We start from the raw sequence: 18,535 nt of genomic DNA, 5'->3' as shown, positions 1-18,535 counted from the left end.
GTTGCTTCTATTAATGTAGCATCTCGGTTTCTATCTTTTTTCGACGGCAATCAGATAGGGAGCATTATCGCTGCGGTTGATCATCCGGTAGATGACCGTCTGCGCAGCCGAGCCGGGCAGCTTCGAGGCCCATTCGTAAACGGCCGCCGCTTCCGTATCCCCGCCTTCATGGCCGGGGTATACGACGATCGTCGCGATGCCGCCGCGGCGAAGCAGGGAGAAGGCCGCTTCCAGCGCGGGAAGGGTCGATTCCGGCGTCGTGATGACGGTTTGATCGAAGCCGGGCAAGTAGCCGAGATTAAACATGACCGCGGCCACGTTGCCATGCGACTCCTCCTGCAGCGTCTGCGCCATCTCGGCATGGCTGCGCTGCACGAGCAGAACTCGCGGGTGAATGCCGTCATGTGCCGGATCGGGGCAGCGATCCGCTATACCTGTCGAACCGCGAGGTTGCGCTTCATCGCGAAGACCTCCGCCAGCGTAGGCTGGCTTTTCGCCGTTCATCGCCACGCCGCGGTCAGGTTTTGCGCCGCTGCTGTATTCGACGGCGCAGCCGATGTTTGCGGCCGCAAGCCGCGCGGCGGTTTTGTCCAGCGCCTCGCGCTGGACGTCGAAGCCGTAAACGCGGCCGCCTTCGCCGACAAGCCCGGCGAGAAACAACGTGTCGACGCCGCCTCCGACGGTCGCGTCAACAACCGTGTCGCCGGGCAGCACGCGCTCTTGCGCCAATTTATGCGCAAAGCTGAGTACAGACAAGAAGCCCATCGCTACGGCGCCCTCCAGTACTTGCCTTGCCACGTGTCTCGCGCTTTCAGTTCGGCGTCGATCGCATTCAGTACTTCCCACTTCTTGAGGCTCCACATCGGTCCGATGAGCAGGTCGCGCGGGGCGTCCCCGGTCAGCCGGTGCACGATCATCTCCGGCGGCAGCATTTCCAGCGAATCGGCGATGAGCTTGACGTATTCGTCCATCTCCAAGAAGCGGACGAGCCCGGCTTCGTATTGCTTCACCATCGGCGTTTTGCGCATCAAGTGGAGAAGATGGATCTTAATGCCTTGCACGTCCATTCCGGCCACGGCACGGCAAGTATCCAGCATCATCTCGTGCGTTTCGCCCGGCAGGCCATAGATGATATGGGCACAAACGCGAATGCCGCGCTTGCGCAGCCGTTCCACCGCGTCATAGTAACAAGCCGTATCATGGGCGCGATTGATGAGCGTCGAAGTCGATTCATGTATCGTCTGCAGCCCCATTTCCACCCAGAGATAAGTGCGTTCGTTCAACTCCGCCAAATAATCGACGACATCGTCAGGCAAGCAGTCCGGTCTTGTCGCGATTGACAAACCAACGACGCCAGGCTGCTGCAAAATGACTTCATAATATTCACGAAGCTCCTCTACCGGCGCGTACGTGTTCGTATAGGCTTGAAAGTAGCCGATATATTTCGCTTCCGGCCACTTCTTGTGCTGCAGGTCGCGAATATTGTTGAATTGCGTCACGAGGTCGTCCCTTCGGCTTCCGGCAAAATCCCCCGAGCCCCGCGCGCTGCAAAACGTGCAGCCGCCCTTGGCAATGGAGCCGTCCCGATTCGGGCACGTAAAGCCCGCGTCCAGCATCACCTTGAACACTTTGCCGCCGAACTGCTCCCGCATTTCGTAGTTCCACGTATGAAATCTTTTATCCACCCACAAGCGGGGTTGATTTCCCGTGGCATGTATTGTTTGTTCCATAAAGGAATCCCCTTTGCTGATTGCCATTAAATCGTTGTAACATGATTTTCAAAATGTTGTACTGCATACAACAGCATAGTACCAAAAGAGGCGATTTTAAGCTGGAAATTGCAGTTTATACAACAACTTCCTTGGATATCGCCTGTTATTGCCCAAATTGCTGCATCTACTGCAACAATTCCTGAAAATAGAACCCGGTGAATGGGGGAATGTTGTACCCGATACAACATTTAAACACGAATGTATCTTCGTCGAAAGGCTTCGATCGGAAGCTTTTCTTAACGATAAAGAATGTTAGAGTTCGGTAAAGTGTAGACCGAAAGAGAACATTCTTTACCAAGAAAAGCTACCTCTATAACACGAATGTATCTTCGTCGAGAGGCTTCGATCGGAAGCTTTTCTTAACGATAAAGAATGTTAGAGTTCGGTAAAGCGTTAGACAGAAAGAGAACATTCTTTACCAAGAAAAGCTACCTCTAAAACACGAATGTATCTTCGTCGAAAAGGCTTCGATCGGAAGCTTTTCTTATTGTAACGAAAAAAAAGGCGAAATGCGAGCATGAACCGTCTTCCATACTCGCATGATCGCCCATCGGCAATGCGTAAGTTATTTTAATGCCGCAGGCATTTCCACGGCATACAGTTTTGTTTTGCCCCGGACAATAACCACTCCGTCCGCAGCTATGGTGGAGCCATATTCGCGTTCTTTCGTAACGAGTTTAAACAGAGGCTTGGTCGTCTCCAAGTTGAAGCCGATGAATGTCCCATCCGTTTGTCCGGCATACACGCCATTTCCGACAAGGTCGACGCGCGAGATTGGGTTGCTGATGCCGTTGTAGGCACTCGCTTGTCCGTTTGCCGTCTTGACTGCCGAGAGGCTGCCCATTTTATTTTTATCCAAGAAAAATAACCGGTCTCGATAAGGACCAAGGATCAGGTCCGTACCCCCATTTACATTTATCGTTGAATACTTTTTCGGCTGATCTTCCTTCGAAGCGTCCGTCGCCGAATATCGATATGCGGCTTTTTTGCCGCTAACATAAATAAAGTCGCCTTCCACTGCGATTTCTGCATTCATATCGTCAAGTTTAAACGTTCTCGTCGCCGTCTTTTCGCCCGTCTTCAAATCCAACAGGTCGATGTCGTAATAAGGAGGCACGTCGAACGATTGCAGCATGTTGTATCTGGTGTAAACGAGATTATCCCGAACGGCGAGCGGTTCATCATGCCAATCCGCTATCCATAGTTCCGCGCCCGTCAGCAAATCGTATGCCAGTAGGTTGTTATGGGTGAGCGCTCCGGATACTTGGATCGTGCGAATAACAACGTTGCCCGAAATGAAAAGCGGAGCTTCGTTCATATAATCGGATGCATGCTTCGCTTGCCACAATACCTTGCCTGACTTGCGATCGAGCGCGGTAATGGCCTCACGATTCAATACCAATAAGCGGTCGCCTTCCGCAACGATCTGCTCCGCGTCTGTGATTTTAATGCCGGAGGCCCATTTTTTGCCGCCGTCTTTGGACGATAGGGCATAAACCGTTCCGTCCTTCGAACTGGAATAAACGATCTCGCGGTCGTAATAGACGGGGGCGGACAGCGACTTGCCGGACGTCCAGCGCGTTTTGCCGGTTTGGGTCGATAGGGTCGTCAGCCGGTTGTTCTTATAGACGAAAAGCTTCCCGCCTCCTGCGGCGATCGGTTCGGTCAAAATCCCATCCTTACGGGAGTCGAATTCGGACGTCCATTTCAGCTTTGCCGTCGGTATAGAGGCAGTATCTCCCCAATAGCCGCCGATATATGTATTCTGCGGCAACTTGTTCGCATATGCGGACGGCGTGGTTGCGATGATCGCGACAAGTGCGACGACGGCACATGCGATCGATTTGAATTTGTTCAATATAAACATCTCCTTCGAGTGAATGGAATGACGTTGCAATTGTTAGACGTCGACCCGACGATAAAAGTTACATAAAAATGAAACAATATCCAAATTTCCGTCGAAACATTTTCCAGAACAATCGTTTGTTTTTCTCGAAAACCACTTGCGAAACCTAACATGGTGTGTTATATTAAAAGTGCCTTAAGTTCAGCAATATCAATGGTTTTCAAGCCTTATATTTATCTTCGTCGCTGAGGAATTCATAGTTAGATCGTTCAATGGGGAAACTGGTAATTAATTAACCTAAGAGGTGATGATCCATGAATTCGCAATTCAATGTCAACCAAGGAAGCGATAAAGTGATGGTCGAATTGACGATTAACGAAGCGATGGCTTTGACGGGCGTCAGATTCAACCAGAACCCGCAAGTGAAGGCAGAGGCACGGCGCAAGTTGCACCAAGCTCTGGATAACCAGCTGAACCTGAACAAGAAGGATGCCATCGATTACCGATTGCTTGTTTAATACACGACTCGAACATAGAGCGTTCCTCGTCAGCGAATTGCTGCGACGGAACGCTTTTATTTTGCGCTCTTTACATTTTCGGGTTTGTTAGGCACAATAGGGCAAGGAGTTTGAATCGAACTTGTGGAGGATTTAGTACGATGCGGTTAAGAGGTAGAAAAGGCATACGCGAAAATTTGGAGCAGCAGCCGGAGCTCGTCCTGCTGCAGCCGAATCAATATAAAGGCAAATGGGCCGAATTTTTCGGCAACGACCGTCCGATTCACGTCGAGCTCGGCATGGGCAAAGGTCGTTTCGTAAGCCAGATGAGCGGCAAGTACCCGGAAGTGAATTTTATCGGCGTCGACATGTACGACGAGCTGCTGCGCCGCGCCAGCGAAAAAGTGAGAGCGGTCTGGGAGGAAAAAGGCGAGAGCGAGCCGCCGAACGTGGCGCTTGCGTTGTTCAATATCGAGCGCATCGAGGATATTTTCGAGGAAAACGAAATCGAACGGATTTATCTCAATTTCAGCGATCCATGGCCGAAGAAGAAGCATGCCCGGCGCCGTCTGACGCATGCCGGCTTCCTGGAAAAATATAAGAAGCTGCTGAACGAACGCGGCGAAATTCATCAAAAAACCGATTCGCAAACGTTGTTTGAGTTTTCGCTCAACTCCTTCGCCGAGATGGGGCTGCAAATGCGCAATATTTCGCTCAATTTGCATCGCGACGGCATCAATGAAGATCATGTCATGACCGAATACGAATCGAAATTTGTCGAGCAGGGTATTAACATTCACCGGTGCGAAGTTGTTATCGGCGCCGAAGCGCTAGCCGAATATGAACGCAGCAAAAAGGAGCTTTCCCGCTAATTACGGGAAGCTCCTTCTTTTTGTTCCACGTATGGCTTTACGCCTTCGAGCCTATGACATGAGGCGCATAATCTCTTGCGAGCAAGCGGTCGGATTGTAGCTGGCTATCATTTCGACAAGCTTGCGGCGCCGTTCGGATACGGCGGGATATTGGTCGCGCAGCAGGTTGAACCAAGTATCGATGGTCTCGAACGAAGTAATCTGCTCGCCGTAGCCTTGCTGGGTGAAGTACAGGCAATTTTCTTCTTCTTGTCCGGGAAGCGGCTTGTAGAACAGCATCGGTATTCCTTTGGCCATGCCTTCCGTACAGGTCATGCCGCCCGGTTTCGTTATGAGCAAATCCGATACTTCCATCAATTTATCGACTTCTTTCGTAAATCCGAGCAGCCGAATGTTCGTATGTCGAAACAACGGATTGGACGATAGTTTCGCGCGAATTTTGTCGTTGCTGCCAAGGCAAAAAATAAGCTGTATCCGATCGCGCCAGCGGGTCATATATTCAATAAGTTCGATATTGTCCAGCAGTCCCCAGCCTCCGCCCATAATGAGCACGGTTGGCATGTCTTTAAGCAGAAAACGCTCGCGAATTTCATTTTTGTTCTGATGCTCCCAGAAGTTCGGATGAACGGGGATGCCGGTCACCTGGATTTTGCTGCTGGGGACGCCGCGGTCGAGCAGCTTCTTCTTCACTTCCGCAGTCGATACGAAATATTTGGTCACTTCGGGGCTGATCCAGGTACCATGCGCGTCGTAATCGGTAATGACCGTGCATAGAGGCACATTTAACCCAAGCCGACGCAGCCGGGAGATCACGGCGTTCGGAATGGGGTGCGTGCATACGATCGTATCGGGACGTAGCTGCCGGATCATGCTGAGCGCCTGGGTGTAAAAAATACGGTGCAACGCCAGCGTGGTCAAACGGTTCAACGATTTATGGTATTGGGAACGATACATCATGCCGACCAGCTTCGGTTGAGAGCTGACCGTTTTGCGGTATGCGGACAATATCCATGGAGCGATAGTCGGGTGAAAAAAACTTCCTAGCTCAAATACGCGTGTCTGTACGTTGGGGTAAAGCTTTCGCAAACTGATCGATAGCGCATGGGCAGCCTGCGTATGACCGGCGCCGAAGCCTTCGGAGAACAGCAGAACTCTTTTTTTGCGCAATGGATTTCACCTATCCCATACCTTATAGTACCTTTTACAATACCTATTTTATGGGAAAAAAGCAACCGTCCCCATCGCAACGGCCGTTCCGATGACACCGCCCGCGGCGCAATCCGACGGGTAATGCAGGCCGAGATAGATTCGCGACAAACCGACGATAACGGCTACCGGGATCAGAATGAAAGCAAGCCAAGGCATTGCGACGATAAACGGTACGACAACGGAAAAAATCGCCGTCGTGTGCCCGGACGGAAAGGAATGATCGGACAGCGGATTTTTGTGTGTATTCGTTTGCGGCAGTACGAGATACGGCCTGAGGCGCGGATATTTCTTCTTGATAATCGCCACCGGAATATGGCTTATGGCAAGTGCGATCAGGCTTTGCAACCCGACGGTACCCCATGGTGCCGGAGCGAATAAGGCGAACGATAGCGTAATGAATATCGTCAATGTCGCGCCGCCGAGAAAGGTCAAATAATATAAAAGAAAATCGAGAATGGCGTGATTGATGCGGCGGTTTACCCAAAAAAACATACGCTGCTCATGCTCTTGAAGCCAACTGACAACCCGGCTCATCGCGCGTCCTCCTCGTCATGTAGTTTGAGAACATTCTTTACCAATACAAGCCACCGCTGAAACACGAATGGATCTTCCTCGAAATACTTCGATCAGATGCTTTTATTATAAATGATAAATGTCAGGCGAATATCAACCAAAAGTAAATTTTCTTTAGTGTAACCGATATTCGAAAAAAGCAAAAGTGTTACGAAAATGTTACAGAATGATTACAAAGTGAAACCTTTTTTATCGTTCCCTCGTCTAAATTTGTAACAATCCTGAAATAAAAAACGAGAAAATGGATGAAAATAAGACATATGGAGTTTGAGGAAGAGAACTTTGGCTCCGTAACGTTCCATTTCACCCATTAACCTGCCAATAGGCAATATGAAGGCGAATAGCGCTTTTGACAAATCGGTGGGAAGATAGGAAAATCATTTACGGCACTAAGGCCGTAACGAAAGAACGATGAACAACGAACTAAAGCTTGTTGTGGACAAAACAAATAAAGATAGGTGCAAGGGGGCAAAAATCGTATGTTCAATATTATTTTGGTTGCGGCACAAATTTTAATGGCGTTGATCGGCGTGTATCAATTTAGCATTTCGATCTTTGGCATCATCAAGAAAAAAACGCGGAAGCTTCATGCGCCGCAAAAATCGTTTGCCGTGCTCGTAGCCGCTCATAACGAAGAGCAGGTTGTCGGAGCGCTTATCGAAAATTTGAAAAATCTCGACTATCCGAAAGAGCTTTACGATATTTTCGTCATTTGCGATAACTGCAGCGACCGTACGGCCGAAATCGTCCGAAGCTATGGCGTTAACGCCTGCGTGCGGAACAACCCGCACCTTCGCGGCAAAGGCCATGCGATCGAATGGATGCTGAAAGAACTGTGGAGCATGCCTCGCCAATATGACGCCGTTGTTATGTTCGACGCGGACAACTTGACGAATACCGATTTCTTGACGCATATGAACAATGATTTGTGCAACGGCCATAAGGTCATCCAAGCGTATCTCGATACGAAGAACCCTGCGGATTCCTGGATTACGGCAGCTTACGGCATTACGTACTGGTATTGCAACAGACTGTGGCAGCTATCCCGTACGAATTTGAGGATGGCCAACTTCCTGGGCGGCACGGGGATGTGTTTCGAATCGAACCTGCTGAAGGAAATGGGCTGGGGCGCAACGAGCCTTGTCGAAGATTTGGAATTCACGATGCGCTGCGTGAAGAAAGGCATCAACCCTGTCCTGAATTACGACGCCAAAGTATTCGACGAGAAGCCGCTGACGTTCCAAGCCTCGGCTCGCCAGCGCCTACGCTGGATGCAAGGACACTTCAACGTGGCAAGACGCTTCTTCTTCCCGCTGCTGTGGCAGAGCATCAAGGAACGCAACTTCATCAAGTTCGACGCTGCATTGTACTCCGTAACGGTGTATAACGTCTTGCTCGGATTTCTGATGACGGTTATGCTGTGGGTAGACAATATCATTCCCGCGGACAACGTGTTCGTATCCATTTACGAATATTTGCCGTCTTGGGTCATCGGCATTTCGATGTTCTGCGCGATTGTCATGTTCCCGCTTGCGCTCATTCTTGAACGAGTGAAGTCGTGGAAGATGTATGCATACATGCTGCTGCTGCCGTTTTTCTTGTTATCGTGGTGGCCGATTACGTTCTACGCGTTTTTCACGCAGAACAACAAGCAATGGAGCCATACGCAGCATACGCGCGTCCTTCGTCTGGACGAAGTACAGAACAAGCAGCTGTAGTCTGTGAATCTTTCGTTGACATATGTCGTGACAAGTGTTACACTGATCTAGTGTATTAAATATTCTCCGAAGTAGAAGCGCCCGCTTCTCACCTGACCGACGTTCGTTGGCTGGTCTGCGATCAAGCACGATGATGCGAATTTTTGCTCATTTGGTCCATGAAGATGTGGGTGACTTACGCCCGCATCTTTTTTTGTGCGGTCAAAACGGATCCCTAGTAACGATAGGTTAAAGAAATTGGGTAGCTAAAGTTGGAGGTGGCTGTATATCAGTAAGGAACATATGATTAACGACGAAATTCGCGTGAAGGAAGTGCGACTCGTCGGACCGGAAGGCGAACAAATCGGCATTAAGCCGATTCGTGAAGCGTTGCAAATGGCGATTGACTTGAACCTGGACTTGGTGAACGTCGCACCGACGGCAAAACCGCCGGTATGTCGGATTATGGACTACGGCAAGTTCCGTTACGAATCGCAGAAGAAAGAAAAAGAAGCGCGCAAAAATCAAAAAATCGTCGACATCAAGGAAGTTTGGTTCCGCGCCAACATTGAAGAACACGATTATCAGACGAAGCTGCGCAACGTCGTTAAGTTTTTGAAGGACGGCGACAAGGTGAAGTGCTCGGTTCGTTTTCGCGGACGGGAAATTACCCATGCGGCGATCGGCCAGAAAATTCTGGACCGGCTGGCGCAGGAAGTTAGCGAGCTCAGCAACCTGGAGCGTGCTCCGAAGCTTGAAGGACGCAGCATGATCATGATTTTATCACCGAAATGATTAGGAGGATTCCCCATGCCAAAGATGAAAACACACAGCAGTCTTAAAGACCGCTTTAAAGTGACGGGTACCGGCAAAGTGAAAAGATACAAAGCTTACAAAAACCACCTGCTCTCGCACAAATCGGGCCGCCAAAAACGCGTTCTGTCCACGAGCCCGCTGATGGCCAAAGGCGATGCAAGCCGTTTGAAGCAAGGATTGGCTCAACTTTAATAATCACTTAACACTATTTTTGGAGGTAGAACGAAATGGCAAGAGTTAAAGGCGGTATCGTACGCGCTCGTCGTCGTAAAAAAATATTGAAGCTTGCAAAAGGATATTTCGGTTCGAAACATAGATTGTTCAAAACAGCTAACGAACAAGTCATGAAATCGCTGCTTTATGCATATCGTGACCGTCGCCAGAAAAAACGCGACTTCCGCAAGCTGTGGATCGTACGGATCAATGCAGCGGCTCGCATGAACGGATTGTCTTACAGCAAGCTGATGCACGGACTGAAACTGGCAGGCGTGGACATCAACCGCAAAATGCTGGCTGATCTGGCCGTTAACGACCTGACTGCATTCAACTCGCTAGCAGGCGTTGCCAAAGGAAAAATCAACGCGTAAGAAGCGCACGGCGCGCTTTTTTGCGGAAAGCAAGCCGTCACCCGAAGGTGACGGCTTTTTCGTTTGCTTGTTTGTGTGTTAAGATGGGAAAAATAGCGAACAAACCTTTTGAGGAGGACGCGATGAATACCGCATCGATCGCAATTATCGTATTGCTGGGCGTGAGCACTGTCGTTTTGGCCGCTTTTGTCGTGCAGCTTCGGAGCAAACGTCTCCGATTGGAGCATGAAATAACGAGTGTCAACAAATTGCTGGATGCGAGCATGGCCTTGAATTCCTGCATGCGCGAACCGGAAGAGCTGCTTGAAGTTCTGATGGAAAAGGCGGTCGAGGTGATCGGCGCGGAGGCGTCCTCCGTGATCTTGAAGGATGAGACGAAGGACGAGCTGTATTTTAAAGTGGCGACTGGGGAAAAACGAAGCGAAGTGAAGGAAATCCGGCTTCGTATGGGGGAAGGCATCGCCGGATGGGTCGCCATGCACGGCAAGCCTCTCAAGGTGGATGAAGTCGCGAGCGATACGCGTTGGTCAAGCAAAGTATCCGACAAAACGAGCTTTGCGACCCGGAATTTGATTTGCGTTCCGATTAAGACGAAAGCCGGCGTAATCGGGGTCGTGCAATTGATCAATAAGGTCGGCAAGCCGCATTTTAGCGATCAGGACGTTCGCCTGCTGGAATCGATCACGATGCCGGCCGGTATCGCGCTCGAGAACGCCCGTCTATATGAAGAATTGAGTAAATCAACCGATTCGTAATGGGTTACATAATAGACAAATGGATAAGCATTATGAAAGCTACCTGCATAGTATATGATAAATTGCTAGAAAGGTGGCTTTATAATGCAGAATACGATTAGCAAACAGGAGATCGAACAGCTCATTGGCAAGCAGGTTTATGTGATGAAAAAAGACGGCACGATGGTTTCCGGCAGACTTGTACGCAATCGCAACGGTTTTTGTATCGAACGGGCTGATGGATCGAAGGCAGTGACGCAGGCTTTTATACCGCTAGTGCTGTTCGATTTGCTGGCGATCGGGACGCAGCCTTTCGGATTCGGCGGATTTAGCCCGTTTGGGTTCGGCAGCCCGTTTGGGTTCGGCGGATTTTTCTAAACCGGATTAGGGATAAAACGGTTTGTGCATCTCCCAACATTTTAATTCATCATGCTGTTTGACCGGATAATAGCCGCGGCGCAAGTAATACCTGTATGCGGCGGTATTCGAGTTATTGACCAGCAGGCCGGCAAACGTGCAGCCGCTGCGCAAGCCGTGCAGCTCTGCCGTTTGCATAAGCTGGCTACCCCAGCCCCTCTGCCGTTCGTCGGCCTTGACTGCGAGCATATCAATGAAGATCATATGACCAATGATCATCGTGTTGACGAAGCCGACGGGAGGAATCGACTTGCCTCGGGCGTTTAGCGCAACGAACGTCGTCCCGGATGACAGTTTTCGGCGGATTTCCGACTTATGCCGAGGGTCGGTCGGATGCGAAATCCCCGACCAAGGCATCAGCTCCGTTTCAATGAGCGAATAGATCGTGCGATCGTCCCTGCGCGGATGTCTAAGCCGTATCATTCCGAATCCCCTCTCCCGAGTTCGTTGCCGATTTGTTCTAGCATATGTAGGGAAAGTTTGAAATGTCGCGAATGTTTGAAGATCGTGACAACAGACCATACGGGCAGAGCATATGGCACATACAATAAATTCGGGTTCAGCAATCATCCGCGGAGCCGTAGCAGTTGCGGAACCCCGATCATTCGGAGAGGGGGGTTTGACGATGGGTGGAATCGGAGGCGCATTTACAAGCACAGGTGTTATTCTGGTGTTGTTTATTTTGCTCGTCATCGTACTTCGCTCTTGTTTCATTTAATTCGAGCGAATCGGGTCCTAAAGCCGCGGGTCGATATGTCGACCTGCGGCTTTTGCGTGAGCGGCATGAAGGCGCTGCAAATTAATTTAAGAATTCATTTCGTGTAGGTATTGACTAATGTACGGCCAATGCATATAATAAGCTTTAACATTGAATTGCGATATTGTGAATCGGCTATGATGAGGACGAAGTCTTAAGGGCTCTTATGCTCAGAGAGTGTTTGGAATATGCTGAAACCAACACCCTAATCCCTTATGTACGAGCTCACCTCGGAGCTGTTTTTCTGAAAAGCGGTCATGCGGCCGGTTATTAGGAAAAATCGCGAGGCACGCGTTATTGTGCCATAGGTATCGGATGATGCGCGTCATCGTTCGGTTTACCTACTAAGGTTATGTGTCGCGAGACGCATAACAAATTTGGGTGGTACCACGGAAGAGATCAACCCCTTTCGTCCCGCAAACGCTATGCGTTTGGGATGAAAGGGGTTTTTTATTTTATCAATCATTTGACTTTCGAAGAAGGAGGATGACGCTTATGAGCGCACAACATGCAACATTGCGGTCGAAAGAAGAATTAAGGGAAAAATGGGTGCAGCCCGATGTCATTACGGGCTCGGAAATGTTATTGCGTTCCCTGCTGCTGGAGGGAGTGGACTGCGTGTTCGGATATCCCGGAGGTGCGGTGCTCTATATTTACGATGCAATGCACGGGTTTTCGGACTTTAACCACCTGCTGACACGCCACGAGCAAGGAGCCATTCACGCGGCGGACGGATACGCGAGATCGACCGGCAAAGTCGGAGTATGTATCGCCACATCCGGACCGGGGGCGACGAATTTGGTGACAGGCATCGCTACGGCCTACATGGATTCGGTGCCGCTCGTCGTCATCACGGGCAACGTCGCAACTTCGGCGATCGGAACGGATGCGTTCCAGGAAGCGGACATCGTAGGCATTACGATGCCGATTACGAAACACAGCTATTTGGTGCGTGACGTAAACGATTTGCCGCGCATCATCCACGAGGCGTTCCATATCGCTTCGACCGGCCGCAAAGGACCGGTGCTGATCGATATTCCGAAAGACGTCTCCGCGGCCAAAGCGATGTTCAAACCGGTAACTTCCGTTGATATTCGCGGTTACAATCCGACGGTGAATCCGAACAAGCTGCAAGTCGACAAGCTCATTCAAGCAATCGAGGAAGCGGAACGCCCGGTCGTTCTGGCAGGCGGCGGCGTCATCTACTCCGGGGCGCACGACGAGTTGTTCGAATTCATTAACGCGACGCAAATTCCGGTCACGACAACGCTGCTCGGACTTGGCGGCTTCCCAAGCGGAAACGACCTGTGGATGGGCATGCCGGGCATGCACGGCACCTATACGGCGAATATGGCGCTGCAAAACGCGGATTTGCTGATTAATATCGGCGCGCGGTTCGATGACCGGGTGACGATGAAGCTCGACGGCTTTGCGCCGAAAGCAAAAATCGTCCACATCGACATCGATCCGGCGGAAATCGGCAAAAACGTGCCGACCGACATTCCGATCGTCGGCGACATCAAGACGGTGCTGCAAATCGTCAACAAAGACGCCAAGCTGACTAAAAAAGCAAGCGCGTGGAGAGAAGAAATTCAGCGCAATAAAGCAAACTATCCGCTTAAATATACCGATTCCGATACGGAATTGAAGCCGCAATGGGTTATCGAAATGCTGAACGAAACGACCAAAGGCGAAGCGATCGTTACGACCGACGTTGGCCAGCACCAAATGTGGGCGGCTCAATTTTACAAATACGTCCATCCGCGTTCCTTGATTACGTCCGGCGGACTTGGCACGATGGGCTTCGGCTTCCCGTCCGCAATCGGTGCGCAGATGGCGAACCCGGACCGGCTCGTTATCTCGATCAACGGCGACGGCGGCATGCAGATGTGCGCGCAGGAGCTTGCAATATGCGCTATCAACAACATCCCGGTTAAAGTCGTCATCATCAACAACCAGGTGCTCGGCATGGTGCGCCAATGGCAGGAGATCATTTACGACAACCGTTACAGCCATATCGATTTGGCGGGCAGCCCGGATTTTGTGAAGCTGGCCGAAGCTTACGGCGTCAAAGGACTTCGCGCAACGAACAAGGAAGAGGCGCGGCGCGCTTGGCAGGAAGCGCTGGATACGCCGGGACCGGTCGTGATCGACTTTGTCGTCCGCAAAGGGGAAAACGTCTATCCGATGGTTACGCAAGGCAACACGATCGGACAGATGCTGATGGGGGATGATGAACAATGAGACATACGATAGCAGTACTCGTAAATGATCAGCCGGGCGTTCTTCAGCGCGTATCGGGTTTGTTCGGGCGCAGAGGCTTCAACATCGAAAGCATCACGGTCGGCCAATCCGAAGAGCCGGGATTGTCGCGCATGGTCATCGTGACGACCGGCGACGAACGGACGCTGGAGCAAGTGCAGAAACAGCTTTACAAAATTATCGACGTCATTAAGGTCATCGACCTGAGCGCTCACCCGATGGTTGCCCGCGAGCTCGCTCTCATTAAAGTGAATGCGGAGCCGAGCACGCGTCCGGAAATTATGGGCGTCGTCGAAACGTTCCGCGCGGCGGTTGTCGATATCGGCACGGCGTCGCTTACGGTTCAAGTCGTCGGCGACTCGGAGAAAATCGATGCGATGATCGAGCTGATGAAGCCATACGGCATTCGTGAGCAATCGCGCACCGGCGTTACGGCGATGATCCGCGGCAACGCGAAGTAAGCGAAAATCGTCATCGGTTTCGCATCGGTATAACATGCCGGCATAGATCGGCACACGCAATGTATTCATTTTGGAAGCACCCGCGTTGGGCGGGTGTTTGAGGACATCGACGGGCGCAAGACGGCTAGTGACAACTCGCTTGTACAACAAGGAGTAGCGGCGAGGGCACTGAGGTCCGGTAACGGTTCAAAGCGCGATGGTTCAAACACCCGCTCAAAGGGTTTAAATTAAAGGAGGACTTATTCCCATGGCAGTTACTATGTATTATGAAAAAGACGCTGACTTCAACGTACTTAAAGGCAAAACGATCGCCGTTATCGGTTACGGCAGCCAAGGCCACGCGCAAGCGCAAAACCTGCGTGACAGCGGACTGAATGTCGTTATCGGTCTTCGCGAAGGCAAATCGGCCGACAAAGCAAGAAACGACGGATTCGAAGTGCTTTCCGTAGGCGAAGCGACAAAACGCGCCGACGTTGTACAAATCCTGATGCCGGACGAAACGCAAGCGAAAGTTTACAAAGAAGAAATCGAGCCGAACCTGAAAAAAGGCGCAGCTCTGATGTTCTCCCACGGCTTCAACGTTCATTTCGGACAAATCGTTCCTTCGAAAGATACGGACGTATTGCTCGTAGCGCCAAAATCCCCGGGACATCTCGTACGCCGTACGTATGTCGAAGGCTTCGGCGTTCCTGGACTGATCGCGGTTGAGCAAAACGCAACGGGCAACGCTTTTGCGATTGGACTAGCCTATGCTAAAGGCATCGGCTGCACGCGTGCAGGCGTTATCGAAACATCGTTCAAAGAAGAAACGGAAACCGACCTGTTCGGCGAGCAAGCCGTACTTTGCGGCGGCGTAAGCGCCCTGATCAAAGCAGGCTTCGAAACGTTGACTGAAGCAGGCTACGCTCCGGAGATGGCTTACTTCGAGTGCTTGCACGAGCTGAAGCTGATCGTCGACCTGATCTATGAAGGCGGTCTGGCTACGATGCGCGACTCCATCAGCAACACGGCTGAATACGGCGACTACGTTACCGGCCCTCGCATCGTAACGGAAGAAACGAAAAAAGAAATGAAGCGCGTCCTGTCCGACATCCAACAAGGCAAATTCGCCCGCGACTTCATCCTTGAAAACCAATCGAACCGCGCATTCCTGACGGCTACCCGCCGCAACGAATCCGAGCATCCGATCGAAGTGGTCGGCGCTCAGCTGCGTGAAATGATGCACTGGATTAAAAAGTAATTGTTATTCATATTATGTAGAGAGCGCTGCGACCATCGGGCGCTTTCTGTACGTTAATCATGCTAAGCGCTTGTGACTATCGCAGGGGGTGAACGGTATGCGCAAAATATACATTTTTGATACGACGCTTCGCGACGGCGAGCAATCGCCGGGCGTCAATTTGAACACGAAGGAAAAAGTAGAGATTGCCCTGCAGCTGGAGAAGCTTGGCGTCGACCGGATGGAAGCCGGATTTCCGGCAGCTTCCCCAGGCGATTTGGCGGCAGTTAATGCGGTAGCCCGTGCCGTGAGAAACGCAACGGTCGTTGGCTTGTCCCGTTCTCGCGAACAGGATATCGAAGCGGCCCGCGAGGCGCTCAAGGACGCTCAGGACCCGTGCCTCCACCTGTTCCTGGCGACTTCGCCGATCCATCGCAAGCATAAGCTGCGGATGGAGAAGCACCAGGTGCTGGAAACGGCCGAAGCGGCGATCAAATACGCGAAGAAGTATTTTAGCAAAATCGAGTTTTCGCCGGAGGATGCAGGCCGCACCGAGCTGGACTTCCTGTGCGAAGTGACGGAGATGGCCATTCGCGCGGGCGCGACGGTCGTCAACATTCCGGATACGGTCGGTTACATGACGCCGGGCGAATTCGGCAACATCTTCAAGACGCTGAAGGAAAACGTCAAGGGCATCGAGAAAATCCAGCTGAGCGCGCATTGCCATGACGATCTCGGCATGGCGACGGCGAACGCGCTGGCGGCGATCCTGAACGGTGCCGATCAAATCGAAGGCACGATCAACGGCATCGGCGAACGGGCGGGCAATACGTCGCTGGAGGAAGTGGCGCTGGCGCTGGAGACGCGCCAAGAGTTTTTCCAAGCGAAGACAGGGCTCGTGCTAAGCGAAATTTACCGTACGAGCCGACTTGTCAGCAAGCTGACCGGCATGGTCGTACCGGGCAACAAAGCGATCGTAGGCGCCAACGCCTTCGCGCATGAGTCCGGCATTCACCAGGACGGCATGCTGAAGGAAAAAACGACGTACGAGATCATCTCGCCGGAGACGATCGGCCTCAAGGAAAGCAAGCTCGTCCTGGGCAAACATTCCGGGCGCCACGCGTTCCGCGAGAAGCTGGTTGATCTGGGCTACGACTTGAACGACGAGCAAGTGAACGCGGCGTTCGCCAAGTTCAAGGACCTCGCCGACAAGAAGAAGGACGTCAGCGATGAAGATATCCGGGCGATGATCGAAGAGAAGCTCGTCGATACGCCGGAAGTGTTCTCGCTGGACTTCATCCAGGTGACCTACAGCAACCAACAGGTGCCGACCGCAACGGTGCGCATTCATACGATTGACGGCGGCGTGCTGGAGGAAGCGGCGATCGGCAATGGTTCGGTCGACGCCATTTATAAGGCGATCGACAAGGCGACGAAGGAAGAAGTCGAGCTGGACGATTACTCCATCAAGTCGGTTACGCACGGCAAAGACGCGCTTGGCGAGGTCCACGTCGTGCTGAAGCAGGGCGATTACTCCGCGCAAGGCCGCGGCGTCAGCACCGACATTTTGGAAGCGAGCGCCCGCGCCTACATCGACGCGATCAACCGTTTGATCGACAAACGCAACGCACCTGCAAGCAAGCGCGACAAAATGAGCTTGATCTAAGGTGCAGCTTCGCAAATAGGAACAGCCCCTGCATGCCATGTGAATGGCGCGCGGGGGCTGTTTGTTAGTAAATGGTGCAATTGGGTTGTTAGTTTCGCGATACGATGTTCCAACTCTATTGAGATGAATGTTGAGAATGTTGCTTCTTCGAAAGCGCCACTGCAGGCGAGGTCTCGCAGTCCGCAGCAGGCGAGGTGTCGCAGTCCGCAGCGGGCGAGGTTACGCAGTCCGCTGCAGGCGAGGTTACGGAGTCCGCAGCAGGCGAGGTTCGCAGTCCGCAGCAGGCGAGGTTTGCAGTCCTCTGCAGGCGAGGTGTCGCATTCCACTACAGGCGAGGTCCACGCAGTCCGCAGCATGCGAGGTGGCGCAGTCCACTGCAGGCGAGGTCACGCAGTCCGCCGCAGGCGAGGTCACGCAGTCCGCAGCAGGCGAGGTCCCGCAGTCCGCCGCAGGCGAGGTCTCGCAGTCCACTGCAGGCGAGGTCACGCAGTCCGCCGCAGGCGAGGTCACGCAGTCCGCAGCAGGCGAGGTCCCGCAGTCCGCCGCAGGCGAGGTCTCGCAGTCCACTGCAGGCGAGGTCTCGCATTCCACTGCAGGCGAGGTCACGCAGTCCGCCGCAGGCGAGGTCATGCAGTCCGCCGCAGGCGAGTTCTCGCAGTCCGCAGCATGCGAGGTCACGCAGTCCACTACATGCGAGGTCACGCAGTCCGCAGCGGGCGAGGTTACGCAGTCCGCAGCAGGCGAGGTGTCGCATTCCACTGCAGGCACGACTTCGTAAACCGCTCTGGTTTGCGTAGCGACAAGGCAATCGAACTCGCCCGAAAGCGCCTAGGGCAGGAAGGGCAAATGCCTCTAATGTAGCAACAACTGGAAAACATGCAGTTATTTTTGTCACATTCGGCAGTTTTGATATAATTAACGGGAAAACATGCATTTATTTTCACCGAGTACCGGGATTTTTGCGAAATCGTATAAATTTACCTACATGTTTTCCAGTTATTATTCTCCAAACCTTCATCCGTCTCGGATTATATGCATATTTTCCAGTTATTTTTCCGATGGAATCGTCGTCACAATGCGGTTGCTTTCCCGGTCCAGCCACATTCTCCAATGTCAACCTTCAATCCGCTCCAAACGGCCAAGCCGTTCG

At 52.0% G+C, this 18,535-nt stretch carries 20 protein-coding genes; 14 read left to right on the top strand and 6 right to left on the bottom strand.

Annotated features, from left to right (window positions below; all coding sequences use genetic code 11):
- Positions 1-30: 30 nt before the first annotated feature.
- The 3 genes from AC0LWM_RS09990 to AC0LWM_RS09980 all read right to left on the bottom strand — a co-directional run bounded on the left by AC0LWM_RS09990 (position 31) and on the right by AC0LWM_RS09980 (position 3,630).
- A complete protein-coding gene (locus AC0LWM_RS09990) occupies positions 31-798 on the bottom strand; it encodes a tRNA (mnm(5)s(2)U34)-methyltransferase (protein WP_474674775.1) in 768 nt (255 codons plus the stop codon).
- Positions 768-1,730, bottom strand: coding sequence for a tRNA modification radical SAM protein MnmL/YtqA (gene mnmL, locus AC0LWM_RS09985; protein WP_474674774.1), 963 nt, complete (start codon positions 1,728-1,730; stop codon positions 768-770). The genes AC0LWM_RS09990 and mnmL overlap by 31 nt, the downstream gene beginning before the upstream one ends.
- 607 nt (positions 1,731-2,337) lie before the next feature.
- Complete coding sequence (locus AC0LWM_RS09980; protein ID WP_474674773.1) at positions 2,338-3,630, bottom strand: outer membrane protein assembly factor BamB family protein; 1,293 nt, start codon at positions 3,628-3,630, stop codon at positions 2,338-2,340.
- A 302-nt stretch (positions 3,631-3,932) separates the two neighbouring features.
- Here AC0LWM_RS09980 and AC0LWM_RS09975 point away from each other — a divergent pair, with 302 nt between their 5' ends.
- Positions 3,933-4,136, top strand: coding sequence for a hypothetical protein (locus AC0LWM_RS09975; protein WP_474674772.1), 204 nt, complete (start codon positions 3,933-3,935; stop codon positions 4,134-4,136).
- A gap of 140 nt (positions 4,137-4,276) precedes the next feature.
- On the top strand, positions 4,277-4,987 hold the full coding sequence (trmB, locus tag AC0LWM_RS09970; RefSeq protein WP_474674771.1) for a tRNA (guanosine(46)-N7)-methyltransferase TrmB: 711 nt from the start codon (positions 4,277-4,279) through the stop codon (positions 4,985-4,987).
- Between the two features lie 51 nt (positions 4,988-5,038).
- Here the strand turns inward: trmB and AC0LWM_RS09965 are convergent, their stop codons facing one another.
- Both AC0LWM_RS09965 and AC0LWM_RS09960 read right to left on the bottom strand, forming a co-directional pair.
- On the bottom strand, positions 5,039-6,154 hold the full coding sequence (locus tag AC0LWM_RS09965) for an MGDG synthase family glycosyltransferase (protein ID WP_474674770.1): 1,116 nt from the start codon (positions 6,152-6,154) through the stop codon (positions 5,039-5,041).
- A 48-nt stretch (positions 6,155-6,202) separates the two neighbouring features.
- A complete protein-coding gene (locus tag AC0LWM_RS09960) occupies positions 6,203-6,730 on the bottom strand; it encodes a phosphatase PAP2 family protein (RefSeq protein WP_474674769.1) in 528 nt (175 codons plus the stop codon).
- 518 nt (positions 6,731-7,248) lie between these two features.
- Between AC0LWM_RS09960 and AC0LWM_RS09955 the strand changes: the two genes are divergently transcribed.
- The 6 genes from AC0LWM_RS09955 to AC0LWM_RS09930 all read left to right on the top strand — a co-directional run bounded on the left by AC0LWM_RS09955 (position 7,249) and on the right by AC0LWM_RS09930 (position 10,981).
- Positions 7,249-8,487: a glycosyltransferase family 2 protein gene (locus AC0LWM_RS09955; RefSeq protein WP_474674767.1), complete on the top strand. Its 1,239-nt coding sequence runs from the start codon at positions 7,249-7,251 to the stop codon at positions 8,485-8,487.
- Between the two features lie 282 nt (positions 8,488-8,769).
- Positions 8,770-9,261 carry a translation initiation factor IF-3 gene (infC, locus tag AC0LWM_RS09950; protein ID WP_474674766.1) on the top strand — a complete coding sequence of 164 codons (492 nt, stop codon included), beginning with the start codon at positions 8,770-8,772 and terminating at the stop codon, positions 9,259-9,261.
- Between the two features lie 15 nt (positions 9,262-9,276).
- Positions 9,277-9,474: a 50S ribosomal protein L35 gene (gene rpmI, locus AC0LWM_RS09945; RefSeq protein ID WP_474674765.1), complete on the top strand. Its 198-nt coding sequence runs from the start codon at positions 9,277-9,279 to the stop codon at positions 9,472-9,474.
- A gap of 35 nt (positions 9,475-9,509) precedes the next feature.
- Positions 9,510-9,869, top strand: coding sequence for a 50S ribosomal protein L20 (rplT, locus tag AC0LWM_RS09940; protein WP_474674764.1), 360 nt, complete (start codon positions 9,510-9,512; stop codon positions 9,867-9,869).
- A 122-nt stretch (positions 9,870-9,991) separates the two neighbouring features.
- The gene (locus tag AC0LWM_RS09935) at positions 9,992-10,624 is read left to right on the top strand and encodes a GAF domain-containing protein (RefSeq protein ID WP_474674763.1); all 633 of its coding nucleotides are present in this window, start codon (positions 9,992-9,994) and stop codon (positions 10,622-10,624) included.
- A gap of 84 nt (positions 10,625-10,708) precedes the next feature.
- Positions 10,709-10,981 (top strand): hypothetical protein, encoded by a 273-nt coding sequence (locus AC0LWM_RS09930; RefSeq protein ID WP_474674762.1) that lies wholly within the window; start codon positions 10,709-10,711, stop codon positions 10,979-10,981.
- Between the two features lie 6 nt (positions 10,982-10,987).
- Here AC0LWM_RS09930 and AC0LWM_RS09925 read toward each other — a convergent pair whose 3' ends face one another.
- Positions 10,988-11,443, bottom strand: coding sequence for a GNAT family N-acetyltransferase (locus AC0LWM_RS09925; protein WP_474674761.1), 456 nt, complete (start codon positions 11,441-11,443; stop codon positions 10,988-10,990).
- A 202-nt stretch (positions 11,444-11,645) separates the two neighbouring features.
- On the opposite strand from AC0LWM_RS09925, the gene AC0LWM_RS09920 reads away from it, so the two are divergent.
- From AC0LWM_RS09920 to AC0LWM_RS09895, 6 genes are all read left to right on the top strand, one after another.
- Positions 11,646-11,738, top strand: a complete 93-nt coding sequence (locus tag AC0LWM_RS09920) for a YjcZ family sporulation protein (RefSeq protein ID WP_474674760.1) — start codon at positions 11,646-11,648, stop codon at positions 11,736-11,738.
- 534 nt (positions 11,739-12,272) lie between these two features.
- Positions 12,273-14,021, top strand: coding sequence for a biosynthetic-type acetolactate synthase large subunit (gene ilvB, locus AC0LWM_RS09915; protein ID WP_474674759.1), 1,749 nt, complete (start codon positions 12,273-12,275; stop codon positions 14,019-14,021).
- Entirely contained in the window at positions 14,018-14,500 is a 483-nt protein-coding gene (gene ilvN, locus AC0LWM_RS09910) for an acetolactate synthase small subunit (protein WP_474674758.1), read from the top strand. Before ilvB ends, ilvN begins: the two co-directional genes overlap by 4 nt.
- Positions 14,501-14,747: 247 nt before the next feature.
- Entirely contained in the window at positions 14,748-15,740 is a 993-nt protein-coding gene (ilvC, locus tag AC0LWM_RS09905) for a ketol-acid reductoisomerase (protein ID WP_474674757.1), read from the top strand.
- Between the two features lie 97 nt (positions 15,741-15,837).
- Positions 15,838-17,385 carry a 2-isopropylmalate synthase gene (locus AC0LWM_RS09900; RefSeq protein WP_474674756.1) on the top strand — a complete coding sequence of 516 codons (1,548 nt, stop codon included), beginning with the start codon at positions 15,838-15,840 and terminating at the stop codon, positions 17,383-17,385.
- A gap of 628 nt (positions 17,386-18,013) precedes the next feature.
- On the top strand, positions 18,014-18,163 hold the full coding sequence (locus AC0LWM_RS09895; protein WP_474674755.1) for a hypothetical protein: 150 nt from the start codon (positions 18,014-18,016) through the stop codon (positions 18,161-18,163).
- Positions 18,164-18,535: the final 372 nt, after the last annotated feature.

It is taken from the genome of Paenibacillus sp. sgz302148, from assembly GCF_056120465.1.
The sequence above is the reverse complement of the archived record's forward strand: the minus strand, read 5'-3'. Positions and strand labels throughout refer to the sequence as shown.

Excerpts from the sequence above, each read along its gene's own strand:
- ilvC (WP_474674757.1), top strand. The coding sequence starts at position 14,748 with ATGGCAGTTACTATGTATTATGAAAAAGACGCTGACTTCAACGTACTT.
- rpmI (WP_474674765.1), top strand. The coding sequence starts at position 9,277 with ATGCCAAAGATGAAAACACACAGCAGTCTTAAAGACCGCTTTAAAGTG.
- mnmL (WP_474674774.1), bottom strand. The coding sequence starts at position 1,730 with ATGGAACAAACAATACATGCCACGGGAAATCAACCCCGCTTGTGGGTG.
- ilvN (WP_474674758.1), top strand. The coding sequence starts at position 14,018 with ATGAGACATACGATAGCAGTACTCGTAAATGATCAGCCGGGCGTTCTT.
- AC0LWM_RS09955 (WP_474674767.1), top strand. The coding sequence starts at position 7,249 with ATGTTCAATATTATTTTGGTTGCGGCACAAATTTTAATGGCGTTGATC.
- AC0LWM_RS09935 (WP_474674763.1), top strand. The coding sequence starts at position 9,992 with ATGAATACCGCATCGATCGCAATTATCGTATTGCTGGGCGTGAGCACT.
- AC0LWM_RS09930 (WP_474674762.1), top strand. The coding sequence starts at position 10,709 with ATGCAGAATACGATTAGCAAACAGGAGATCGAACAGCTCATTGGCAAG.
- AC0LWM_RS09975 (WP_474674772.1), top strand. The coding sequence starts at position 3,933 with ATGAATTCGCAATTCAATGTCAACCAAGGAAGCGATAAAGTGATGGTC.
- ilvB (WP_474674759.1), top strand. The coding sequence starts at position 12,273 with ATGAGCGCACAACATGCAACATTGCGGTCGAAAGAAGAATTAAGGGAA.
- AC0LWM_RS09895 (WP_474674755.1), top strand. The coding sequence starts at position 18,014 with ATGCAGTCCGCCGCAGGCGAGTTCTCGCAGTCCGCAGCATGCGAGGTC.
- AC0LWM_RS09960 (WP_474674769.1), bottom strand. The coding sequence starts at position 6,730 with ATGAGCCGGGTTGTCAGTTGGCTTCAAGAGCATGAGCAGCGTATGTTT.
- AC0LWM_RS09925 (WP_474674761.1), bottom strand. The coding sequence starts at position 11,443 with ATGATACGGCTTAGACATCCGCGCAGGGACGATCGCACGATCTATTCG.
- AC0LWM_RS09900 (WP_474674756.1), top strand. The coding sequence starts at position 15,838 with ATGCGCAAAATATACATTTTTGATACGACGCTTCGCGACGGCGAGCAA.
- infC (WP_474674766.1), top strand. The coding sequence starts at position 8,770 with ATGATTAACGACGAAATTCGCGTGAAGGAAGTGCGACTCGTCGGACCG.
- rplT (WP_474674764.1), top strand. The coding sequence starts at position 9,510 with ATGGCAAGAGTTAAAGGCGGTATCGTACGCGCTCGTCGTCGTAAAAAA.
- AC0LWM_RS09920 (WP_474674760.1), top strand. The coding sequence starts at position 11,646 with ATGGGTGGAATCGGAGGCGCATTTACAAGCACAGGTGTTATTCTGGTG.
- trmB (WP_474674771.1), top strand. The coding sequence starts at position 4,277 with ATGCGGTTAAGAGGTAGAAAAGGCATACGCGAAAATTTGGAGCAGCAG.